Raw genomic sequence first — 21,744 nt, forward strand, 5'->3', positions numbered from 1 at the left:
GCAGGCCGGTGAATTCTGTGTCGATCGATAAGAAACTCTTGACGCGCCCCGTCGTCGTGCGCTTGGCTATTTATGTACTGATCACTACACAAAGGAGCGAACCGATGACGAGCAGCACCGTGGCCCTGGTGACCGGCGGCAGCCGGGGGATCGGCGCCGCCATCGCCCGCGCACTGGCGGGCGCGGGCGCCGACGTGGCGTTCACCTATCAGCGCGACGAGGTCGCCGCGAAGGCCGTCGCCGCCGATATCGAGGCGCTGGGCAGGCGGGCCGTGCCGATCCGGGCCGACAGCGCCGACGCCGAGCAGATCGTCGCCGCGGTCGACCGCACCGCCCGGGACCTGGGCGGGCTGGACGTGCTGGTGAACAACGCGGGCATCTTTCCGGCCAAGCCGTACGGGGAATTCGGGCTCGACGAGATCGACCGCACACTGGGTATCCACGCCCGCGCCCCGTTCGTCGCAGGCCAGGCCGCGCTGGCATATCTGGGCGAGGGTGGACGGATCATCTCCATCGGGTCGAACCTGACCGATCGCGCGCTCTTCGGCGGCCTGGCGCTCTACAACCTGAGCAAGTCGGCGCTCAACGGCTACACCAAGGCGCTGGCCCGCGAACTCGGCCCGCGCGGGATCACCGTCAACCTGGTGCAGCCGGGACCCACCGACACCGACATGAACCCGGCGGGCAGCGATCACGCGCCGGTCCAGCGGGAGTTCAGCGCGCTGGGCCGTTTCGGCACGCCCGAGGACGTCGCCGATCTCGTCACGTTCCTCGCCGGTCCCGCCGGGCGGACCATCACCGGCGCGGTGATCACCATCGACGGCGGCACCAACGCCTGAGCGGGCCGGCGGACCGCCCGGCGCCGCCCCGATGTGTCAGACCGCGAAGAACCGCGTCGGATCGAGAGCATGGACGCTGGTCCAGCGGTGCTCCTGGACGGGTGCCTCGGTGTCGTCGGTCGCGTCGAAGTAGCCCTGCAGCTCCAGGGCGAGCCGCGGGTTCTCGTCGACCTGCCGGGCGATCGTGTACAGCACCGCGAGGATGTGCACGCACCGGGCGGTGCGCGCCGAGCACGAACAGTCGGTGCCGGCCAGGGCCGGAGCAGGCGAGTGGCCCGCGTCCAGCAGCGCACGGTGCATCTCGTCGGTGATCACCGAGGGGTCGGGGATCGTGTGCGCGATCGTGGTCACCGCGGCCCGCGTCAGCGGCACCACCTCGACATGGGCGATCGAGGCCTGACCACCTCGATGCAGATGGGCGCGGACCGTGCGCCCCTCGATCTCGGTGCGGACGCCGTGATTGCGGGCGATGCTGCGGGCGCGGGGCAGCAGCGGTTCCGGCTTGGTCTGGCGCAGCGGCTCGGCCAGCCGGACCCAGTCCCAGCCCCAGGGGGTGAAGCCGAATTCGTTGTCGGGCATCAGTTCGCTCGCTTCCGGCGCAGGATGTCGACCAGCGCGTCGTCGTCGAGGCGGGCCAGTTCGGCGATGCCGGCCGCGTCGGACAGGTCGGTCAGCGCCGACTTGCGGGTGTGCATCGCGGCGATGTGCTCCTCGACGGTGGTCGAACTGGTCAGCGTGGTGACGGTGACGGTGCGGGTCTGCCCGATCCGATGGGCCCGGTCGGAGGCCTGCGCCTCGACGGCCGGATTCCACCAGCGATCGAAGTGGATCACGTCGGCGGCGCGGGTGAGGGTCAGGCCCGTGCCCGCGGCGCGCAGGCTCAGCACGAGCACCGGTGGACCGTCCGGTGATTGGAACGCGGTGACGATCCCGGCCCGCTGGTCGGCGTCGAGCCCGCCGTGGAAGAACGGCGCGGTGACGCCGAACTGTTCGGCGAGATGGCGCACCAGCAGCTCGCCGGTCGCCCGGTACTGGGTGAAGAGCAGGGTGGGGTCGCCGGTGTCGAGATTGGTGGCCACGATGTCGGTGCAGAGGTCGAGTTTGCCGGAGCGCCCGGCGAGTTCGTCCAGATCGCCGGAGACCAGCCCGGGATGGTTGCACACCTGTTTGAGCCCGGTGAGCGCGGCGAGCACGCGGCCCTGACGCTGCAGACCGGACCCGAAGCCCTCGTCGAGCGCCTCGGCGAGCACCGCGTCGTAGACCCGTTCCTGCTCGGCGGTCAGATCGCACAGCAGGTCGCTGTGGATCTTCGCCGGCAGCGACGCCGCGACCTGGAGCTTCTTACGCCCGAGCACGACCGGTTCCACCGCGTCGCGCAACCGGGCCGCCGCCGCGGCCGATCCCTCCTCGATCGGTTTGACGAACCGGCGCCGGAACTGGGTGCGGTGGGCGAACAGTCGCGGCACGGTCAGGTGCAGCAGCGCGAACAGCTCGTCGAGATGGTTCTCCACCGGCGTGCCGGTCAGCGCGACCTTGGCGTCGGCGGGGAGTGCCTTGGCGGCCCGCGACACCTGGGTGCGCGGATTCTTCAGTGCCTGGGCCTCGTCGAACACCACGGTGGCCCAGGAGGTCTCGGTCAACGCGGCCCCGTGCAGGCGCAGCGTCGGATATCCGGTGACCACGATCGTGCCGGGCGCGGCGGGCACCTCGCCGCCGCGCCAGGACACGGCGGTCAGATCCGGCGCGAACCGCGCGATCTCGTGCACCCAGTTGCCCACCAGCGAGGTCGGGCATACCACCAGTTGCGGCCCGTCGGCCCGGCCCCGCAGGAACCCGATGGTCTGCACGGTCTTGCCGAGACCCATCTCGTCGGCCAGTACCGCACCGCCGTAGGCGGCGACGGTCTCGCGCAACCAGCTCACCCCCCGTACCTGGTAGGGGCGCAGGGTGGCGTCGAGCAGCCCGGCCAGCTCGACGGCGGCCACTTCGGTCTCCCGCAGTACCCGGACCGCCCGCTGCGCCGAGCAGACCGCGGTGCCGACGGCATCGGGGACGGCATGGGCGGCGACGGGCAGGTCGGCGGCCGCGTCGGGTCGGACCTCGGCGTCCGGGCCGAGCAGGGCACGCCACGCCAGCGTCGACGGCGCGAGGTCGACGGCGGCCAGCGCGGCCAGCTCGGTGGGTGTCACCACGGCCGCCGGGATCTCGGTCGGCTCGATCGCGCCGCGCTCGCCGACCGGCAGCGCGAGGGTGAGCCGTTCCTGGTCGCCGACGTCCGTCGGCGCGGGACCGGCGCCGTGGCCGGTCCAGGTCCACAGGGCGAACAGGTGACGGTCGGGGAGATAGGTGGCCTGTGTGGCGGGCAGAGCGGTCTCCTCTGATCGGGCAGCACGAACGACCTAACAACGTACACTGTACTGAGTTTGTTCCCGACCGCCAGAAAGGACGGCGCGTGCCCACCGACGGCGACGAATCCACCGCACAGGCCACCCGCATCCTCGAACTGCTGTGGCGGCACGCCCTGCCGGCCAAGCCGGGCGCGCGCGGCCCGAAACCCGGTGTCACGGTCGACGCGGTGGTCGCCGCGGGCATCGCGCTGGCCGACCGGGACGGCATCGAGAAGCTGACGATCCGCGCGGTCGCCGCCGAACTCGGGTTGCGCGCCATGAGCCTCTACACCTATGTCCCCAGCAAGGACGCGCTGCTGGTGCTCATGGTCGACGCCGTCGCCGCCGACGACCCGCCGATCCCGGCCGACCTGCCGATCCGCGACCGGATGATCGCCGTCGCTACCCGGATCCGGTCCGAGCTGATCGCCCATCCCTGGCTGCTGGGGGTCTCGCCGTGGCGGCAGGTCCTCGGCCCGGCCAGGATGCGCCGCTACGAACGTCAACTCGCCGCGATCGAGGGCATCGGGCTCGACGACCTCGCGATGGACCGCGCGATCGCGGTGCTCACCGACTTCGCCACCGGCAACGCCCGCCTCGCCGTCGCGGCGGCGGGCGCGACGGCCCAGCTCAGCGACGCGGACTGGTGGCAGGTGCACGGCCCCCTGCTGGCCCAGGTGATGCCCGCCGAGGAGTTCCCGCTGGCCGGGCGCGTCGGCACCACCGTCGGCGAGCACTACCAGGCACCGGCCGATCCCGACGGTGCCTTCGTCTACGGGGTCGCGACGCTGGTCGACGGCATCCTCGCCGACGCCGCGGGCTGATCCCGGACACGCAACAGCGGGCGTCCGGATTCCGGATCGCCCGCTGTCGGGTGTTCTGTTGTCAGATGTTGTTGTTTCGGACGCGAGGAGTGGTCAGAGAGCGGGAGCGGATTCCGTGTCGATCACGGCTTCGAGCTCGCGCAAACGGTCCATGTGTTCATTCGCGTGGTGCTGGCAGAAGAGCAACTCGCCACCCGCGGGAAGAACGGCACGCACTCGGGCAGCCGCCCCGCAACGATCGCAACGATCGACCGCGGTCAGTGGGGTGCTGGTCAGGGTTCCTGGCATGACTCCTCCGTCCCGGCTCCCGGCGCTGCGTGGCCGTTCGCCTAGGTGTGGGCCCCGTGGTCACTCCACGTGGCTCGCGTCCGCTACTTCCCAGCAGGGGTACGACTACTTTGTCAGACGTTCGGGGTTCAGGCTTTGTTCCCGGAAGTGAATCTTTGTGTTTTCGATAACACGACCTGCGGTTTCGCTGAAAGCGAACATGTGCTGGTCGTGGTCACGAGCCCTCGCCGACCACTCGCGGTGCCGTCGCTGCCACCTCCCACTCGCTCCTGTCACTCACCGATATGTCGCTCGCTGCGGTGTTGCTCGTTACGTCCCGAGCGACCTCGAAGTGCGCCGTACCGATCATCCTGTGACAGGGTCGTGAACGTCCGATCCTGTTGTCTACCCGGAGATTACCCGTGACGTCCGACACTCACACGCTGGTTCACCTGTGTACTTCCCAAGAATGGGACGACGCACAACGGGCAGGCGAGCGCCGACCGCCCTCGCTGTCGGAGAGCGGCTTCGTGCACCTGTCCACGCCCGCTCAGGTCCATCTGCCCGCCAACCGGCTCTTCGCGGGCCGCACCGACCTCGTGGTGCTGTGGCTCGACCCGGCCCGGTTCACCGGCGAGGTGCGCTGGGAGCCGGGCGTGCCGACCGATCCGGCCTCGATGTTGTTCCCGCATCTTTATGCCCCGCTGCCCGTCGCCGCCGTGCTCGAGGCCGCCACGTATTTGCCGGGACCGGACGGCCGCTTCGATACGCCCCGGCGCGGCACAGTGGCGTAGGCCATATCGGCGCGGGGTGCGCGGCTACTGTGGAGGGGTGAACGTCGACGTCACAGCGCTACCGGGGATCGGAGTGCGCAAGGATTTCGAGGTCAAGTCGGGACGTCGCGTCGGGGTGGTCGCCCACCGCGACGGTGACATCGACCTGATCGTGTCCAAACCCGACGACCCGGACGCGATCGCGGCTCAGGTGCCGCTGTCCACCGACGAGGCGTCGGTGCTGGCGAACCTGCTCGGCGCGCCGCAGCTGGTCGCCAAACTCAACGACGACCATCGTGATCTGCCGGGCATCACCACCCGGCAGCTCGCGATCGGGGACGAATCGCCCTACGCGGGACGCACACTCGGTGAGACCGCGATGCGCACCCGCACCAAGACCTCGATCGTCGCGGTGATGCGCGCCGGTCAGCTGCACCCGTCGCCCGGCCCCGACTTCACCTTCACCGAGGGTGACCTGCTCGTGGTCGTCGGCACCCCGGACGGCCTGGACGCGGCCGCGAAGATCCTCGCGCACGGCTGACCGCCGTGACCTCGCAGGCCCTGGCTCTGCTCGAGCTCGGTGTGATCTTGTTCGCGCTGGGGATCTGCGGGCGGGTGGCGGGCCGGTTCGGCATGTCGCCGATCCCGCTGTACCTGCTGGGTGGGTTGGCCTTCGGCCGCGGCGGTTACCTGCAGTTGGAGGCGGCCACCGAGTTCGGGCACCTGGCCAGTGAGATCGGCGTCGTGCTGCTGCTGTTGCTGCTCGGGCTGGAGTACACCGCCCCCGAGCTGATGACCGGTCTGCGGCGCTCCTGGGCGGCGGGCCTGGTGGATCTGGTGGCCAACGCGCTGCCCGGCGCCGCAGTGGCGCTGATCCTGGGCTGGGGCGTGACCGGCGCCGTGGTGCTCGGCGGCGTCACCTACATCTCGTCGTCGGGGATCGTCGCCAAGGTGCTCGACGACCTCGGCCGCCTCGGTAACCGCGAGACTCCCGTGGTCCTGTCGATCCTGGTGCTCGAGGACCTGGCGATGGCGGTATACCTGCCGATCCTGACCATGATGCTGGCGGGCCTGAGCCTGCTGAGTGGGCTGATGTCGCTGGCCGTCGCGCTGGCGACCATCTCGGTGGTGCTGGTGGTGGCGCTGCGGTTCGGGCGGGTGGTCTCGGCGGTGCTCGACAGCGCCGACCGCGAGGTGTTCCTGCTGCAACTGCTCGGCGCCGCGCTGCTGGTGGCGGGCGCGGCCTCGGCGCTCAACGTCTCGGCCGCGGTCGGCGCGTTCCTGCTCGGCATCGCGATCTCGGGCTCCACCGCGCACGAGGCGGCCAAACTGCTCGAGCCGCTGCGCGATCTGTTCGCCGCGATCTTCTTCGTCGCCTTCGGGCTGTCCATCGATCCGGCCGCGATCCCGCCGGTGTTCGGCTGGGCGGTGGCGCTGGCGGTGATCACCGCGGGCACCAAGGTGGGCGTCGGCTGGTGGGCGGCGAGCAGGCAGGGGATCCGCCGGATGGGTCGCGCGCGGGCGGGCGCCGCGCTGGTGGCGCGCGGCGAGTTCTCCATCGTCATCGCCGGTCTGGCGGTCGCCTACGGCAAGGTCGATCCCCGGCTGGCCGCGCTCGCCTCCGCCTATGTGCTGCTGATGGCGATCCTCGGACCGATCGCGGCCAGGGTCGTCGAGCCGGTCGTCGAATTCACCCGGCGCCGTGTGGGTCTGGCGCCGAGCTGATCAGTCCACGACCCGGCGCGGCCAGGCGCCGACGCCGTCGTAGACCAGTTCCTCGGTGTGGTGCTCCACGTAGGGGTGCGGCGGCATCGGTGCCACCGGCGTGACCTCGCGCTGCGGGCGGGGCTGGGGCCGGCGGCGGGAGGTCAGCCACATCCGCGGCAGCGCCTCCTCGTTCTCGATCTCGGTGAGGCTCACGCTGATCAGCACCAGCATGGTGACGATGCTGCTGACACCGATCAGCGGGGCCAGCAGGTCCATCGCGCCCGAGCCGGCGGGCGGCGCCGCCAGATGGTTCGAGTGGGCGTGCATGGCGGCCATGCCGGTGTAGTGCATGCCGCAGACCGCGACGCCCATGATGACCGCCGCGCCGACCGTCGCGAGGAAACCCTTGACGCGCAAGGTGAACCAGAGCGCCACGATCGAGGCGACCACCGCGATCACCATCGACAGGGTGACGAACTTCGCGTCGTAGCTCACCGTCGCCGTCGACTTCATCGCGTACATACCGGAGTAGTGCATGGTGCCGACGCCGAGCCCGGTGATCGTCCCGCCCGCCAGCAGCGAGCGCAGCGTGGGCTGGGGCTTGTTGACCATGAACAGCCCGATCCCGACGACGACCATCGCGGTGATCGCGCTGAACAGCGTCAGCGGAATGTCGAAGCGGATCTCCGCGCCGCGGATGGAGAAGCCGAGCATCGCGATGAAATGCATGACCCAGATGCCGGTCCCGCCGATCGCGATCGCGGCGCCGATCAGCCAGCCGACCCGTCCCTCCACCGCGTTGCGGCCGCGGGCCGCGCACTGCAGGCCGAGCAGGCACCCGGTGACGGACATGAAATACGCGAGAACGGGAGTGATCCAGCCGTAGCTGAAGTGATAGATGTCGAGCACGCCGCGAAAACCCTCAATGCCAGTACCGCTGACCGGCTGGCGGTAGAACGAAAAGCTGGGAGTGACGATACGGCGAAGATCGCGAATCCACGTCGTTCACAGCGCAATCCGTCACTGTGGGTTTGATCACGAAACGGTTACCGAATTCGGCTCATGGGGAATACCGACCGATCGGCACGTGCATTCGGAAATAAAGAAGCCCGTGCCCATCCGAAGATGGACACGGGCTCTCGTGTCGTCGGCGCTAGTCGAGGTAGTCGCGCAGTACCTGCGAGCGGCTCGGGTGGCGCAGCTTGCTCATGGTCTTCGACTCGATCTGACGGATGCGCTCACGCGTCACGCCGTAGACCTGGCCGATCTCGTCGAGGGTGCGCGGCTGGCCGTCGGTGAGGCCGAAGCGCAAGCGCACCACGCCCGCCTCACGCTCGGACAGCGTCTCCAGCACCGACTGCAGCTGATCCTGTAGCAGGGTGAAGCTCACCGCGTCGACCGCGACGACGGCCTCGGAGTCCTCGATGAAGTCACCCAGCTGGCTGTCGCCCTCGTCGCCGATGGTCTGGTCCAGCGAGATCGGCTCACGCGCGTACTGCTGGATCTCCAGCACCTTCTCCGGCGTGATGTCCATTTCCTTGGCCAGCTCCTCCGGCGTGGGCTCACGGCCCAGGTCCTGGAGCAGCTCGCGCTGGATGCGGCCGAGCTTGTTGATGACCTCGACCATGTGCACCGGGATACGGATGGTGCGGGCCTGGTCGGCCATGGCGCGGGTGATGGCCTGACGGATCCACCACGTCGCATAGGTCGAGAACTTGTAACCCTTGGTGTAGTCGAACTTTTCGACCGCGCGGATCAGGCCGAGGTTGCCCTCCTGGATCAGGTCCAGGAACGCCATGCCGCGACCGGTGTAGCGCTTGGCCAGCGAGACCACCAGCCGGAGGTTGGCCTCGAGCAGGTGGTTCTTGGCCCGGTTGCCGTCGCGCACGATCCAGTTGAAGTCGCGGCGGGTGGTCACCGACAGCTTCTCGCCCGCCTCGGCGAACTCGCGCATCTTCTCCGCGGCGAACAGGCCCGCCTCGATCCGCTTGGCGAGTTCGACCTCCTCCTCCGCGTTGAGCAGCGCGACCTTGCCGATCTGCTTGAGGTAGGCGCGCACGGAGTCGGCGGAGGCGGTGAGCTCGGCGTCCTTGCGCGCCTGACGCAGCGCTTCGGACTCCTCCTCGTCCCAGACGAAATCGCCGGAAGCCTTGTCCTTCTCGGACGGCTCCTCGGTCTCGGTCTCCTCGGCGGTGTCCTCGGCCACCTCTTCGACCAGGGCGTCACCGTCGGTGAGCTCGTCCTCGGAGACCTCGAGGTCGCCGAGATCGTCGAGCTCGATCGACTCGTCGTCGAGCTGCTCCTCGCCACCTTCGGCCGACGTCGCCTTCTTGGCGGCGGTCTTCTTGGCGGGCGCCTTCTTGGCGGCAGCCTTCTTGGCCGGAGCCTTCTTGGCGACGGCCTTCTTCGCCGGGGCCTTCTTGGCAGCGGCCTTCTTGGCCGGAGCCTTCTTGGCCGGAGTGGTGGCGTCGGCGTCGGCGTCGGCCGAGTCGGCGGTCTGACGGGTATTCGTGGCTACCACGTACGCCCTTTCGTGACGGTCTCGTGCGGCGTCACGCCAGAGTGGTTTTCCGGCGGAGCGGTCGGTCGGGTTGCACCGGCGGTGCGTCGGTCGGGTGGAGCCGGTCTGTTCACCGGTCTTCTCGCGACCGGCCGCGGCCGGAAGGTTTCACCGGCTCACCGCCGGACGTGTTCCATTGTAACGATCCAACCAGGGTACTCATGGCACGATGCCACCCAGGCGTTGCGCCGACCTCCGCGCCGGGCTACGGCGCGATGCCCTTGTCGATGGCCATGGCCGCGCCGACGATACCCGCCGTGTTCTTCAACACGGCCGGAATCACCGGAGTTCGGTTGGTGAGCAACGGGATCCACTGTTCGTGATCACGGCTGATGCCGCCGCCCGCCACGATGACCTTCGGCCAGAACAGGTCCTCGAGGTGCCGCAGCACCGTACTCACCCGCTCGGCCCACTGCGGGTAGGTGAGCTCCTCGCGGTCCTTGATCGACGCCGCGGCCAGATGCTCGGCCTCGTCACCGCCGACCACCAGATGGCCGAGCTCGGAGTTGGGCACCAGGGTGCCGTTGTACATCAGCGCCGAGCCGATCCCGGTGCCGAAGGTCAGCAGCAGCGTCAGCCCGTCGAGCTCACGGGCGGCGCCGTAGCTGTCCTCGGCCAGCCCGGCGGCGTCGGCGTCGTTGAGCACGGTCACCGCGCGCCCGCCCAGCGCCTTCGAGAACAGCTCGCGGGCGTCGGTGCCGATCCACGCGTGGTCGATGTTGGCGGCGGTCCTGGCGTGGCCGTCGAGCACCACGCAGGGCAGGGTGAGTCCGACCGGGCCGTCCCAGTCCGCCAGTGCCACCAGTTCGGCCACCGCGCCGGCGACGGCATCCGGCGTGGACGGCTGTGGCGTGGCGATCTTGAGGCGCTCGTGGGTCAGCGTGCCGGTGGCCAGGTCGACCAGGGCGCCCTTCACCCCACTACCGCCGATATCGATGCCGAATGCGTGCCCCCGAGCGGACATGGTTCAACCCCTTGCTGACGCGGTCGATGTGCCTGACAAAGAGTAGCGGTAGTCACCCTGCGCGCGAGCCGCCGCCACATGTGATCCGATGGAGTCGTGCCCGAACCCATCGTGTCCGAGACCGTCCTCGCCCCGACCGCCGCCGACCACGAGGAGTTGCGGCTGCTGGCCGTCGAACTCGCCGAGGCGGCGGCCGCGCACGTGCGTGCCCGCCGACCCGAGGTATTCGCCGCCGGTGGCCCGGTCGCGGGTGCGGTGGCGACGAAGGGGCACGTCACCGATCCGGTCACCGTCGTCGACACCGAATCCGAACAGCTGATCCGCGCGCTGCTGGCCGAGCGCAGGCCCGCCGACGCGATCCTGGGCGAGGAGGGCGGCGGCGATGTCGGCGCGACCGCGGCGGGCGCGATCACCTGGGTCGTCGACCCGATCGACGGCACCGTGAACTTCCTCTACGGCCTGCCCGGCTACGCCGTCTCGGTGGCCGCCGTGCGCGACGGCGCGCCGGTCGCCGGCGCGGTCGTCGACGTGGCCGCGGCAACCACCTACAGCGCCGCGCGCGGGGCAGGCGCCTACGCCGTGCACGCCGACGGCACCCGCACGAAACTGGAGTGCGCGCAGGAGGATTCGCTGGCGGTGGCGCTCGTGGGCACCGGCTTCGCCTACGGCAGGCAGCGGCGCGCGCGCCAGGCGCAGTTCCTGACCGAGGTGCTCCCGGAGATCCGCGACATCCGCAGGCTCGGCGCGGCGGCCATGGACCTGTGCCACGTCGCGGCCGGCGAACTCGACGCCTACTACGAGCACGGCCTCAACGCGTGGGACTGGGCGGCGGGCGCGCTGATCGCGGCGGAGGCCGGTGCGGTCGTGCGCGTTCCCGACATCACCGTGGATGGCGCGGCGGGGGAGCTGACGATCGTGGCCGCGCCGGGCGTCGCGGCCGATCTGACCGCCTTGCTCACCCGCGTCGGCGCGACCACCGCGTTGCCCGACTGACGCGCACGCGCCGCGGGCGAGAGACCCGCGGCGCGTGGCTCAGCTCAGCACTTGACGGTGCGGGCGGCGTCGAGCAGCGCGGGATCGATCGAGGACGAGCTGGCACCGGGGGCGAGGTTCTTCAGCGACCGCAGCACCTCCTCGGCGTCGGCGCCGGGACGCAGCGATTCGCCGAAGGCCAGGCCGAGCACCAGGTCGACGGTGTCGTCGGTGCGCGGATCCTCGATCAGCTCGGCGCACGGCGCGACCAGCTGCACCGAGGCCGCCGCGGGCCTGCCGTTGACGCCGTAGCGGATCTGGCCGGTGCAGTTGAGGTCCCCGTTGACATAGACCGGATCGTTACCGACCTGTGTCCCCGGCGCGCCCGCGAACCCGAGGTCGCCCAGCGCGGCCGCGATGTGACCGGCCTGACCGCTCTTGCCGTTGGCGTTGAACACACGCACCTTCGACTCCGACAGCGCCGCCGGATCGACGTCGTCGAGCCGGGAGGGGCCCATCCGGGTGCCCAGCGGCGCGGGCTGGGCCGCGTTGGTGGCCGTCGGGGTGCTCGGTGCGTTGCACGCCATCGGCTCGTTGCTGTCGTCATGGGTCCGAAACGCCGTGATCCAGACGAACAGGCTCACCAGAGCCAGCACGAGGACGAGCGCGAGCCACAGCTCGGGCCGCCGTCGCGGGAAGGGTTTGCCGTCGCGATCGGTCGCGCTGCCTTCGGTGATCAGTGAAACCACGCGCTCACTCTACGAGTCCGGCGGCGATGCGCGAGTGCGGGAGGTCTCGGCGAGTTTCCCGCCAGGTGAAGATTCGTCGTCGGTTTCGACTCGGCCGGGTTTTGATTGCGACATTTGTCCGTAGGTCCGCTATTGTCTGGCCGCCCAGATCGAATAATCACCGGTGAAACGGTGGTCGGTCGCGGGAACAACAAGGGCATGTCCTGCGTTAACCGAACGCTGTCGGAGTCATCGATCCTCGATCGACCCTGATAGGCGGCCGGTGTACGTGTGAGGTGCACCACCGGCGGGGCGGTACGAACGCCGGACCCCAGTGGGGTACGGCCATCGAACTGATCCGGGATATACGGAGTAAGGACTGAGGGGAAGACGACATGGCAACCGACTATGACGCACCGCGGCGCACCGAATCCGACGAAGTGTCGGAGGATTCGCTCGAGGAGCTGAAGGCCCGCCGCAACGAGGCGCAGTCCGCCGTCGTGGACATCGACGAGTCCGATACGGCGGAATCGTTCGAGCTTCCCGGCGCGGACCTGTCCGATGAGGTACTCAGCGTTCGGGTGGTCCCGAAGCAGGCCGACGAGTTCACCTGTTCGAGCTGCTTCCTCGTGCACCACCGCAGCCGACTGGCCAGCGAGAAGGGCGGCCAGCTGATCTGCATGGACTGCGCCGCCTAGCGCGACGCGACGGGTCAGCCCGCGCTCGGGAGTCCGAGCGCGGCCAAGACCCGGTCCGGCCTGCGCGTACTGACCAACCAGTACGGCGTCGGGTCGTCCGGGTCGTCGAGTACGAGCAGCGCCATCGGGCCGATCCACGCCCGGTGCTGTACATACGCGGCGGGGTCGAGCTGTCGGCCCAGCGCCGCACTCTTGGCCGTCGGTGCGACGGCCGCGGCGCGCGCGACGAAGCTCACCGGCAGGTGGGCGCGGTCGACGCGCAGTTCCGCCGTACCGTCGGGCGCGACGGTGACCTCCAGGCGGTGCCGCGACATCCACAGCAGGATCCAGACCGGGATCGGCGCCAGCAGCACGTAGGGCAACCACGCCCGCACGCCGGGCGCGCCCATGTGGATCTCGGCGGCCAGCAGGCCCGCGATGGCGAATCCGATCGGCCACCACCACAGCGGCACCCACAGGCGTTCGCGGTAGGGCGAGACACCGTGTCCCGAGGACGCTGAGCGCTCGGTGGCGGCGGGGTCGGTGGTCGGCGAATGGGGCTGGTCGGGCACCCCTCAACACTAGGTCACCGCACCAGGGCGGCGACGAGAAGGTCCGGCGCCGACCGCGTAGGCTCGACCGATGTGAACGCACTTGCACCGATTCCGCTGCGGCGGCTCGATCCCGGCATCCCTGTGCCGACGCGTGCCCATCCGGGTGACGCGGGCGTCGATCTGTGTACCACCGAGGACGTGATCATCGAACCGGGCGAGCGGGTGCTGGTCGGCACCGGGATCGCGATCGCGCTGCCCGTCGGCACGGTCGGGTTGATCCATCCCCGGTCCGGCCTGGCCGCCAAGGCCGGCTTGTCGGTGGTCAACACCCCCGGCACGGTCGACGCGGGCTATCGCGGTGAGATCAAGGTGTGCCTGATCAACCACGATCCGCGCACGGCCATCGAGCTGCGGCGCGGCGATCGCATCGCGCAATTGCTGGTGCAGCGGGTCGAGCTGGTCGATTTCGCCGAGGTCGACGATCTCGACGAGACCGCCCGCGGTACCGGCGGATACGGGTCGAGCGGCGGGCATGCCAGCCTGGCCGGCGAGGAGGCGTAATGGGTCTGTTCGGGAAGAAGAAGCGCGCACCGCGGGCGGACGCGGCCTACGACGAGGCGGAGTACGCCGAGGCCGACGACTACACCGATGCCGACGGCTTCGACGAGTTCGAGGACGAGTACGACACCGACGAATTCCAGCGCCCCGATTTCGCGCACCTGGACTTCGACGACGCCCCGACCGACGAGCGCATCTACGGCAACTTCGACCACGAGCCGGACGCCGCGGCCGGTCCGTACGACATCAGCGAGGTCACCGACGAGATGGTCGCGCGCCGTCTCGATCTGGGGTCGGTGGTCATCCCCGTGCCCGACGGCGGGCAGCTCCAGGTCGAGATGAGCCCCGACGGCACCCCGCAGGCGGTGCACCTGGCCACCGAGCACGGCAGGCTCACCGTCGCCGCCTACGCGGCGCCCAAGTCGGCGGGCCAGTGGCGTACGGTCGCCGCCGATCTGGCCGAATCGCTGCGCGGCGACGGCGCGAGCGTCGCCGTGGAGAAGGGGCCGTGGGGCCGCGAGGTCAAGGCCATCACCGAGGGCGCCGACCTGCGCTTCATCGGCGTCGACGGTCCGCGCTGGATGATCCGCCTGGTCGCCGCGGGCCCGTCCGGCGCGGTCGACGAGCGCAGTCCGCTGATCACCGCGGCCCGTGCCGTCCTGGCCGACGCCGTGGTGCGGCGCGGTGACGAGCCGCTGCCGGTGCGTGATCCGCTCCCGGTGGTGCTGCCGCAGGAGCTGGCCGAACAGCTGGCCGCCGCCCATCAGCAGCAGGTGCTCGCCCAGCAGCAGGCGCTGGCGGCGCAGGCCGCCGCGGCGCAGGCGGCGCCGACGTCGGCGCTGCCGCCGAAGATGCCCGACGAGCCGCGTCGCGGCGCCGACGGATCGGCCATGCAGCAGCTCGGCCTGAACTGAGAACCGAACGCGCACAGCCGGTGTCCGTGGCTGCGCGGGCGAACCGGCGGTGTCGCGGGAGGTCTGGGCGGTCGCCGGACTCGCTCGGCGTGGTCTCGGTCTAGGCGCGGGCGGGGGTCGAATCGGCGTGCAGCGCTGCCAGTTCGGCGAATCCCGCCGAACCCAGCACCGCCGGATCGGCGCCCAGCTCGGCGAGGGTCACCCGGCGCAGCCGCGCCTGCGGCAGTGTCGCGGTCCACTGCTCGGCGACGGCGATCGGATGCACTGGGTCGTCGCTCGCGCCGACCACGGCCACCGGCACGGTGGTGCCCGCCAGCCGCTCGACTGTCGGCCAGGCGTAGGCCGCCGCCTCGTCGAGCGCCCGCGGCAGGTGCGGCCACTGACCGCGCCAGGATTGGGTGAGCGCGTCGGCCAGCCAGGCCGGACTGGAGGCGCGCATCCGCTCGATCACCGCGTCCAGGCCGTCGGCGCGGAGTTGCTCGGCGGTAACCGAGGCGCTCAGCGCGGCCGGGCAGGCAGCGGTTTCGGGACCCGTCCAGGCGGGTAATGCCGTAATGACACCGACCACCGCGGTCGAGTGCCCGGCTGCCCAGTCGAGCGCGATCGCGGCGCCGAGGGAGATCCCCGCGGCCAGGACGGGGCCGCGCGCTGCGGCGGCCGCCAAAGCCGCGGTACAGCTCGCGATCACGGCCTGGGGGTCCGGTTCGACGGCGAGGAATGGCAGTCCGTGCGCGGCTGCGGCCGGCCCGAACGCGCGGGCGGCGAAATCGGCGTCGGAACCGGTTCCGGGCAGGGCGACCACGGTGACCTGGGATGGGATGCGCAACACGGACCGAGCGTAGCGGCCGATCGTTTGCCCATCTACAGTGGCGGTGTACGGCCAACTAGCGGGAGAAGCGTGCCATGTCGTCATCCACGGGCGGACACAAGTCGGGATCGGGTCCGGACTCGGGATACTTTCGTCGACTCGGGCGCCGCTTGACCGCCGATATCGACCAGCTCGACGCCGAGGAACTGGCGGAGACGGCCGACGCCTCCGGTGCCCGGCGCGCGGTGGACTGTTGTCGCGGTGAGGAAGCCACCATCCTGGGCAGGCTCCGCAGCGTCGAGGCGTGTCCCAAGGCCGCGGGCGCGACCGTACAGGCCGAGTTCTTCGACGGCACCGACGCGATCACCCTGGTCTGGATCGGCCGCAGGCGCATTCCGGGCATCGAACCGGGCAGGCGGATCCTGGTCCGTGGCCGCGTGGGCGACCGCGACGGCCGCAAGGTGATCTTCAACCCCTACTACGAATTGCGCGGGAACAGCTGACGTATGCCCTCCAGCGACGAGTACCGCATCGAGGCGGACCCCGAGCCCACCGTGGCACTGCCCGTGGCGACCGATGAGCCGGTCGACCCCGCGGTGGACGCCGAGGTCGAGCAGGCCGAGCAGACGCTGCTCGAGCAGCTCGGTGGCATCAGCGGCCTGATCTACTCCACCCTGCCCGTGCTGGTGTTCGTCCCGGTGAACACCTTCGCCGGCCTCACCGCGGCCATCTGGGCCGCTCTCGGCGTCGCCGCGGGAGTCCTGGGGTGGCGGTTGTACAAGCGCAGCCCCGTGCAGCCCGCGATCTCCGGGTTCCTCGGTGTCGGTGTGTGCGCGTTCATCGCCTACCGGATGGGCGAGGCCAAGGGCTTCTTCCTGTTCGGCATCTACACCAGCCTGGTCTACGGCGGCGTGTTCGCACTGTCGATCCTGTTCCGCTGGCCGCTGGTCGGCGTGATCTGGGGCGCTCTGAACGGGCACGGCACCGGCTGGCGCGCGGACCGGCGCATCCGCAGGCTCTACGACCTGGCCACCGTCGTGTGGGTGGTCGTCTTCGGCGCCCGCTATCTGGTCCAGTCCCAGCTCTACGACACCGATCACACCACCTGGCTGGCCGTGGCCAGGATCGGCATGGGCTGGCCGCTGACGGCGGTGGCGCTGGTGGTCACCGTGTGGGCGGTGCGCCGGGCCGGCCACCTGCCGGTCGAGAAATCCGGCGCCGGAACGGATTCCACTCACGCCTGAGGGTGGCCGGACCGCCGCCGGAGGTGGGGAAGTACCCACCCTGGGGTGCCTGGTAGCACCGTCGAGTTCGTCGCACGATCAATGCGTACCGAAAAACGCAGTGATCGTGAAAGGACCGGCGACCATGATGGCTACCGAGCACCGCCCCGGCGCATCGAAGAAGTCGAACGCCTCCGTGCTGTCGGAGAGCAAGCGCATCGGAGCCGAGCTGGACGCGCTGATCGGGCCCGCCGCGGCCGGTGACCGCGACGCCGTCGCCGAGATCGTGCGCTTGGTGCACCCGCTGGTCCGCCGGTACTGCTCGGCCCGGATGGGTGCCACCGGGCATCTGACCGTCACCGCCGACGATGTCACCCAGGAAGTGCTGATGGCCACCGTCACCGCCATCCCGCGCTACCGCGACCAGGGCAAATCGTTCCTGGCCTTCGTCTACGGGATCGCCGCCAACAAGGTCTCCGACGCCTTCCGCCGGGCCAAGCACACCGCGTACCCGATGGCCGAGCTGCCCGACGCGGCGTGCGGCGCGGCGGGCCCGGAGGAGTGGGCGCTGGCGCTGGAGCGGCGCGCGGCCACCCGGGATCTCATGCAGGTGCTGGCGCCGAACCACCGCGAGGTGCTGGTGATGCGGATCGTGCTCGGCTGGAGCGCGGCCCAGACCGCCGAGGCCATCGGCACCAGCCCCGGCGTCGTGCGGGTGATGCAGCACCGCGCGCTCAACAAGCTGCGCGCGGAGCTGAAGGTCGCCTGATCCGGCGCCACCCGCGCGCCGAAAACCGTATCGGAGGGTTACGGTTTGATGCCGTGGGTGGCCAGGGTGAGACGCAGGTCCTCTTCGGCTTCCACCGAGGTGACGAACAGCAGTTCGTCGTCGCCTTCGAACGGGTCGTCGGGCTGGGGCACGATCACCCGGCCGCCGCGCAGGATGGTCACCAGCGCGGTGTCGCGCGGCATGACCAGGCTGCGGACCGGTTTGCCCGCGAGCTGGGTGTCGGCGGGCAGGGTGATCTCGACCAGATTGGCCTGACCCTGCCGCAGCGTCATCAGCCGCACCAGATCACCCACCGACACCGCTTCCTCGACGAGCGAGGCGAGCAGCCGCGGCGTCGAGACCGCCACGTCGACGCCCCACGACTCGTTGAACAGCCATTCGTTGCGCGGATCGTTGACCCGCGCCACCACCCGGCGCACGCCGAACTCGGTCTTGGCCAGCAGGCTGTGCACCAGATTCGCCTTGTCGTCGCCGGTGGCGGCGATGACGACCTCGTAGGTCTCGAGTCCCGCGTTCTCCAGCAGCGACAGCTCGCAGGCGTCGGCGTGCACCCAGACGGCATCCGGGATGGCGGGCGGATCGATGTGGTCGAGCTGACGTTCCAGCAGCATCACCCGATGCCCGCCGCGTAGCAGTTCCCTGGCGATCGAGCGCCCGACGGCGCCCGCTCCGGCGATGGCCACCTTCATGTTGTTCAGTCCTCGCTTGTGGGAGCCTTGGCGGCCAGGGCGACCGCCTCACCGACACTGCCGGAGGTCGCCGCGACGTAGACCACATCGTCGGCCTGGACGATGGTCTTGGACTCGGGCAGCAGGCCCTGGCCGAAACGCAGGATGAACGCCACGCGCACTCCGAGCTCGCGTTCCAGATCGCGCACCGTACGGCCGGACCAGTCCTCGTGCAGGGTGAGTTGCGTGACAGCCACCGCGCCCGTGGGGTCGCGCCAGGTGGTGGTCGAGTTGTCGCCGATGAGCGTGCGCAGGAAACGGTCGGTGGTCCACGGGACGGTCGCGATGGTCGGAATGCCGAGCCGCTCGTAGACCTCGGCGCGCTTGGCGTCGTAGATCCGGGCGACGACCCGCTCCACGCCGAACATCTCTCTGGCCACCCGGGCCGAGATGATGTTGGAATTGTCACCCGAGGACACGGCGGCGAAGGCGTCGGCGCGTTCGATTCCCGCGCGGGTCAGCACATCCCGGTCGAAGCCGACGCCGACTACTTCCTGCCCGGTGAACCCCTCACCCAGCCGGCGGAACGCGCTGGGATCGCGGTCGATCACCGTGACCTCGTGTCCCACCCGGACCAGAGCGCGCGCCAGCGATGAGCCGACCCGTCCGCACCCCATGATCACTACGTACACCGCGCACCCTCGTTCCTGGCCAACCCCGTGGCATCCGGCTTGGACCGTACCCGCCGAATGCTCCCATCGCCCATTTTCCCCCGGGCGACGCGGCACAAACAATCACGACACCGGGCCGGTGTGGCGCCGACGTGCGCGCGAAGCCGCGGGTGTTCTCCTCTATGCTCAGCCCGGTGTCCAAGTTGACGACGGCAGCCAAGCGATTGCTGCTCGGCAGGCCGTTCCGCAGCGATTCGCTCGGCCACACGCTGTTGCCCAAACGTATCGCGCTGCCGGTGTTCGCCTCCGACGCGATGTCGTCGGTGGCCTACGCGCCGGAGGAGATCTTCCTGGTGCTGTCGGCCGCGGGGATCTCGGCCTATCTGTACGCGCCCTGGGTCGGTCTGGCCGTCGCGTTCGTGATGGCCGTGGTGGTCGCCAGTTACCGGCAGAACGTGCACGCCTATCCCTCCGGCGGCGGTGACTACGAGGTCGCGACGAAGAACCTGGGCCCCAACGCCGGTTTGACCGTCGGCAGCGCGCTGCTGGTCGACTACGTGCTCACGGTGGCCGTGTCGATCTCCTCGGCGGCCTCCAACATCGGCTCGGCCATCCCGTTCGTCGCGACCCACAAGGTGCTGTTCGCCGTGGTGGCGATCGCGATCCTCACCGCGATCAACCTGCGTGGCATCCGCGAATCCGGTACGGCGTTCGCGATCCCGACCTATGCCTTCATCGTCGGCATGTTCGTCATGCTGGGCTGGGGGCTGTTCCAGATCTTCGTGCTCGGTGACGACCTCGAAGCCGAATCGGCCGGTTTCGGGCTCAATGCCGAGGACGAGCATCTCTACGGTCTGGCCTTCGCCTTCCTCATCGCCCGTGCCTTCTCCTCCGGCTGCGCGGCGCTGACCGGTGTCGAGGCGATCAGCAACGGCGTGCCCGCGTTCCGCAAGCCCAAGTCGCGCAATGCCGCGACCACGCTGCTCATGCTGGGCACCATCGCGATCGTGCTGCTGATGGGGATCATCATCCTGGCGCAGAAGATCGGCGTCGTCTACGCCCACGACACCACGAACCTGGTCGGCGCACCCGCCGACTACCAGCAGAAGACGCTGATCGCCCAGATCGCCGAGACCGTCTTCCACGGCTTCCCGATCGGCTTCTTCTTCATCACCATCGTCACCGCGCTGATCCTGGTGCTGGCCGCCAACACCGCGTTCAACGGTTTCCCGGTGCTGGGCTCGATTCTCGCCCAGGACCGCTACCTGCCGCGTCAGCTGCACACCCGTGGCGACCGGCTGGCCTTCTCCAACGGCATCCTGTTCCTGTCCGGCGCCGCGATCGCGTTCGTCGTGCTGTTCGGCGCCGAGGTGACCAAGCTCATCCAGCTCTACATCGTCGGGGTGTTCGTCTCGTTCGTGCTGAGCCAGACCGGCATGCTGCGGCACTGGACGCGCCTGCTGCGCACCGAGACCGATCCGGCGCAGCGGTCGAAGATGAAGCGGTCCAGGGTGATCAACGCCATCGGCCTCACCGCGACCGGCACCGTGCTGGTGATCGTGCTGATCACCAAGTTCTTCGCCGGCGCCTACATCGCGATCATCACGATGGTGGCGATCTTCGTCGTGATGAAGCTCATCCACCGCCACTACGACTCGGTCTCGCGCGAACTCGACGAATCCGATTGGGACGGGGTGCTGCCCAGCCGCACCCACTCCATCGTGCTGGTCTCCAAACTGCACCTGCCGACCCGGCGCGCGCTGGCCTACGCCCGCGCGACCCGCCCGGACACGCTCGAGGCGATCACCGTCAACGTCGACGACGCCGATACCCGCAGGCTCGTGCGCGAGTGGGAGAACAGCGAGATCAACGTGCCGCTGAAGGTGATCGAATCGCCTTATCGCGAGATCACCAAGCCGGTGCTGGACTACGTCAAGCGGGTCCGCAAGGACGCGCCGCGCGATGTCGTCACCGTGTTCATCCCCGAGTACGTCGTCGGTCACTGGTGGGAGCAGGTGCTGCACAACCAGTCCGCGTTGCGGCTCAAGGGCAGGCTGCTGTTCGAGCCGGGCGTGATGGTCACCAGCGTGCCGTGGCAGCTCAGTTCCTCCACGCGGGCCAAGCAGGCCGCCGAGGGGAACGCGCCGGGATCGGTGCGCCGTGGTTTCGAAGAGCCGGGCCGTCGTCGATGAGCGATTGGCGCGGACAGGAATTCCAGATCCGGCTCGGGCCGCCCGGACACGGCGGATTCTGCGTCGGCAGGCACGAGGGGCGCGTGGTGTTCGTGCGCCACGGACTGCCGGGCGAACTGGTGCGGGCGCGGGTCACCGAGGACCGGGGCGGGTCGTTCTGCCGGGCCGATGCCGTCGAGATCGTCGAGGCGTCGCCCGATCGGGTGCCGGCCACCTGCCCGGTGTCCGGGCCGGGCGGCGCGGGCTGCTGTGATTTCTCCTTCGCCACTCCCGCCGCGCAGCGCGCGCTCAAGGCCACGGTGGTGGCCGAGCAGCTGCGCAGGCTGGCCGGGGTGGACCGGGAGGTGACCGTCGAGCCGATCGCCGGTGACTCCGGCGAGGCCACCGGCGGCTGGCGCACCCGCGTGCGGCTGGTCGTCGACGACGCGGGCCGGGCCGGGGTCCACCGTTTCCGCAGCACCGCGGTGATCCCGGATCTGCGCTGCCCGCAGCCGGTGGCCGGGGCGCTCGACGGTGTCGCCGACCGGCTCTGGACACCGGGCTCGGACCTGGTCGTCGCCGTCGACGGTGACGGTGTGCGCCACATCGTGGAACTGGCGGCGGTGCCCGACACCGTGCAGCCGGGCGGTCGTCCGTCGACCCCGCGCGGCGCGGGCCGTGGCCGTGGT

24 protein-coding genes and 1 pseudogene are annotated in these 21,744 nt (G+C 70.0%); 14 read left to right on the forward strand and 11 right to left on the reverse strand.

What is annotated here, in order from left to right:
- The first annotated feature begins 104 nt into the window (after positions 1-104).
- Entirely contained in the window at positions 105-839 is a 735-nt protein-coding gene (locus tag V8688_RS17930) for an SDR family oxidoreductase (protein ID WP_342801292.1), read from the forward strand.
- Positions 840-875: 36 nt separating this feature from the next.
- Here V8688_RS17930 and V8688_RS17935 read toward each other — a convergent pair whose 3' ends face one another.
- Both V8688_RS17935 and V8688_RS17940 read right to left on the reverse strand, forming a co-directional pair.
- Positions 876-1,418, reverse strand: coding sequence for a hypothetical protein (locus tag V8688_RS17935; RefSeq protein WP_342801293.1), 543 nt, complete (start codon positions 1,416-1,418; stop codon positions 876-878).
- The gene (locus tag V8688_RS17940) at positions 1,418-3,166 is read right to left on the reverse strand and encodes a DEAD/DEAH box helicase (protein WP_218716954.1); all 1,749 of its coding nucleotides are present in this window, start codon (positions 3,164-3,166) and stop codon (positions 1,418-1,420) included. Before V8688_RS17940 ends, V8688_RS17935 begins: the two co-directional genes overlap by 1 nt.
- Positions 3,167-3,291: 125 nt before the next feature.
- Here V8688_RS17940 and V8688_RS17945 point away from each other — a divergent pair, with 125 nt between their 5' ends.
- A complete protein-coding gene (locus V8688_RS17945; protein ID WP_218716933.1) occupies positions 3,292-4,050 on the forward strand; it encodes a TetR/AcrR family transcriptional regulator in 759 nt (252 codons plus the stop codon).
- A 93-nt stretch (positions 4,051-4,143) separates the two neighbouring features.
- Here V8688_RS17945 and V8688_RS17950 read toward each other — a convergent pair whose 3' ends face one another.
- Complete coding sequence (locus V8688_RS17950) at positions 4,144-4,338, reverse strand: hypothetical protein (RefSeq protein ID WP_029903635.1); 195 nt, start codon at positions 4,336-4,338, stop codon at positions 4,144-4,146.
- Between the two features lie 401 nt (positions 4,339-4,739).
- Here V8688_RS17950 and V8688_RS17955 point away from each other — a divergent pair, with 401 nt between their 5' ends.
- From V8688_RS17955 to V8688_RS17965, 3 genes are read left to right on the forward strand one after another with little or no spacing between them, the layout of a single operon-like run.
- Positions 4,740-5,111, forward strand: a complete 372-nt coding sequence (locus tag V8688_RS17955) for a DUF952 domain-containing protein (RefSeq protein ID WP_218716934.1) — start codon at positions 4,740-4,742, stop codon at positions 5,109-5,111.
- 37 nt (positions 5,112-5,148) lie between these two features.
- Positions 5,149-5,631 (forward strand): TrkA C-terminal domain-containing protein, encoded by a 483-nt coding sequence (locus V8688_RS17960; protein WP_218716935.1) that lies wholly within the window; start codon positions 5,149-5,151, stop codon positions 5,629-5,631.
- A 5-nt stretch (positions 5,632-5,636) separates the two neighbouring features.
- Positions 5,637-6,815, forward strand: coding sequence for a cation:proton antiporter (locus V8688_RS17965; RefSeq protein WP_342801294.1), 1,179 nt, complete (start codon positions 5,637-5,639; stop codon positions 6,813-6,815).
- Here V8688_RS17965 and V8688_RS17970 read toward each other — a convergent pair whose 3' ends face one another.
- The 3 genes and pseudogenes from V8688_RS17970 to V8688_RS17980 all read right to left on the reverse strand — a co-directional run bounded on the left by V8688_RS17970 (position 6,816) and on the right by V8688_RS17980 (position 10,321).
- Entirely contained in the window at positions 6,816-7,706 is an 891-nt protein-coding gene (locus tag V8688_RS17970; protein ID WP_218716937.1) for an MHYT domain-containing protein, read from the reverse strand.
- A gap of 244 nt (positions 7,707-7,950) precedes the next feature.
- A pseudogene (locus V8688_RS17975) lies at positions 7,951-9,366 on the reverse strand (RNA polymerase sigma factor); the annotation flags it as partial.
- A 196-nt stretch (positions 9,367-9,562) separates the two neighbouring features.
- A complete protein-coding gene (locus tag V8688_RS17980; RefSeq protein WP_218716939.1) occupies positions 9,563-10,321 on the reverse strand; it encodes an ROK family protein in 759 nt (252 codons plus the stop codon).
- A gap of 96 nt (positions 10,322-10,417) precedes the next feature.
- Here V8688_RS17980 and V8688_RS17985 point away from each other — a divergent pair, with 96 nt between their 5' ends.
- Entirely contained in the window at positions 10,418-11,314 is an 897-nt protein-coding gene (locus V8688_RS17985) for an inositol monophosphatase family protein (protein WP_218716940.1), read from the forward strand.
- 44 nt (positions 11,315-11,358) lie between these two features.
- On the opposite strand, the gene cei is transcribed toward V8688_RS17985, so the two are convergent.
- The gene (gene cei, locus V8688_RS17990; protein ID WP_218716941.1) at positions 11,359-12,042 is read right to left on the reverse strand and encodes an envelope integrity protein Cei; all 684 of its coding nucleotides are present in this window, start codon (positions 12,040-12,042) and stop codon (positions 11,359-11,361) included.
- Positions 12,043-12,416: 374 nt separating this feature from the next.
- Between cei and V8688_RS17995 the strand changes: the two genes are divergently transcribed.
- Positions 12,417-12,719, forward strand: a complete 303-nt coding sequence (locus V8688_RS17995; protein ID WP_218716942.1) for a DUF4193 domain-containing protein — start codon at positions 12,417-12,419, stop codon at positions 12,717-12,719.
- 14 nt (positions 12,720-12,733) lie between these two features.
- Here the strand turns inward: V8688_RS17995 and V8688_RS18000 are convergent, their stop codons facing one another.
- Entirely contained in the window at positions 12,734-13,270 is a 537-nt protein-coding gene (locus tag V8688_RS18000; RefSeq protein WP_218716943.1) for a DUF3093 domain-containing protein, read from the reverse strand.
- 72 nt (positions 13,271-13,342) lie between these two features.
- Here V8688_RS18000 and dut point away from each other — a divergent pair, with 72 nt between their 5' ends.
- Positions 13,343-13,813, forward strand: coding sequence for a dUTP diphosphatase (gene dut / locus V8688_RS18005; RefSeq protein WP_218716944.1), 471 nt, complete (start codon positions 13,343-13,345; stop codon positions 13,811-13,813).
- A complete protein-coding gene (locus V8688_RS18010; RefSeq protein ID WP_316575474.1) occupies positions 13,813-14,724 on the forward strand; it encodes a DUF3710 domain-containing protein in 912 nt (303 codons plus the stop codon). The genes dut and V8688_RS18010 overlap by 1 nt, the downstream gene beginning before the upstream one ends.
- Positions 14,725-14,824: 100 nt before the next feature.
- Here V8688_RS18010 and V8688_RS18015 read toward each other — a convergent pair whose 3' ends face one another.
- Positions 14,825-15,553 carry an alpha/beta hydrolase gene (locus V8688_RS18015; RefSeq protein WP_342801295.1) on the reverse strand — a complete coding sequence of 243 codons (729 nt, stop codon included), beginning with the start codon at positions 15,551-15,553 and terminating at the stop codon, positions 14,825-14,827.
- Positions 15,554-15,627: 74 nt separating this feature from the next.
- Here V8688_RS18015 and V8688_RS18020 point away from each other — a divergent pair, with 74 nt between their 5' ends.
- The 3 genes from V8688_RS18020 (at position 15,628) to V8688_RS18030 (ending at position 17,524) form a co-directional block, all read left to right on the forward strand.
- Complete coding sequence (locus V8688_RS18020) at positions 15,628-16,035, forward strand: OB-fold nucleic acid binding domain-containing protein (protein WP_019047972.1); 408 nt, start codon at positions 15,628-15,630, stop codon at positions 16,033-16,035.
- 3 nt (positions 16,036-16,038) lie between these two features.
- Complete coding sequence (locus V8688_RS18025; protein ID WP_218716947.1) at positions 16,039-16,776, forward strand: DUF3159 domain-containing protein; 738 nt, start codon at positions 16,039-16,041, stop codon at positions 16,774-16,776.
- A gap of 127 nt (positions 16,777-16,903) precedes the next feature.
- Positions 16,904-17,524, forward strand: a complete 621-nt coding sequence (locus V8688_RS18030) for a sigma-70 family RNA polymerase sigma factor (protein WP_218716948.1) — start codon at positions 16,904-16,906, stop codon at positions 17,522-17,524.
- Positions 17,525-17,562: 38 nt separating this feature from the next.
- Here the strand turns inward: V8688_RS18030 and V8688_RS18035 are convergent, their stop codons facing one another.
- Together V8688_RS18035 and V8688_RS18040 are read right to left on the reverse strand one after the other, a co-directional pair.
- Positions 17,563-18,234, reverse strand: coding sequence for a TrkA family potassium uptake protein (locus V8688_RS18035; protein WP_218716949.1), 672 nt, complete (start codon positions 18,232-18,234; stop codon positions 17,563-17,565).
- 5 nt (positions 18,235-18,239) lie between these two features.
- Positions 18,240-18,905, reverse strand: a complete 666-nt coding sequence (locus V8688_RS18040) for a TrkA family potassium uptake protein (RefSeq protein WP_218716950.1) — start codon at positions 18,903-18,905, stop codon at positions 18,240-18,242.
- A gap of 173 nt (positions 18,906-19,078) precedes the next feature.
- On the opposite strand from V8688_RS18040, the gene V8688_RS18045 reads away from it, so the two are divergent.
- Both V8688_RS18045 and V8688_RS18050 read left to right on the forward strand, forming a co-directional pair.
- Positions 19,079-21,076, forward strand: a complete 1,998-nt coding sequence (locus V8688_RS18045; RefSeq protein ID WP_218716951.1) for an APC family permease — start codon at positions 19,079-19,081, stop codon at positions 21,074-21,076.
- Positions 21,073-21,744: TRAM domain-containing protein (locus V8688_RS18050; protein ID WP_342801296.1), on the forward strand; the 672-nt coding region annotated here is incomplete at its 3' end. The genes V8688_RS18045 and V8688_RS18050, both read left to right, overlap by 4 nt.

The organism is Nocardia sp. No.11 (assembly GCF_038752175.1).
Taxonomy (GTDB): Bacteria; Actinomycetota; Actinomycetes; order Mycobacteriales; family Mycobacteriaceae; genus Nocardia; species Nocardia canadensis.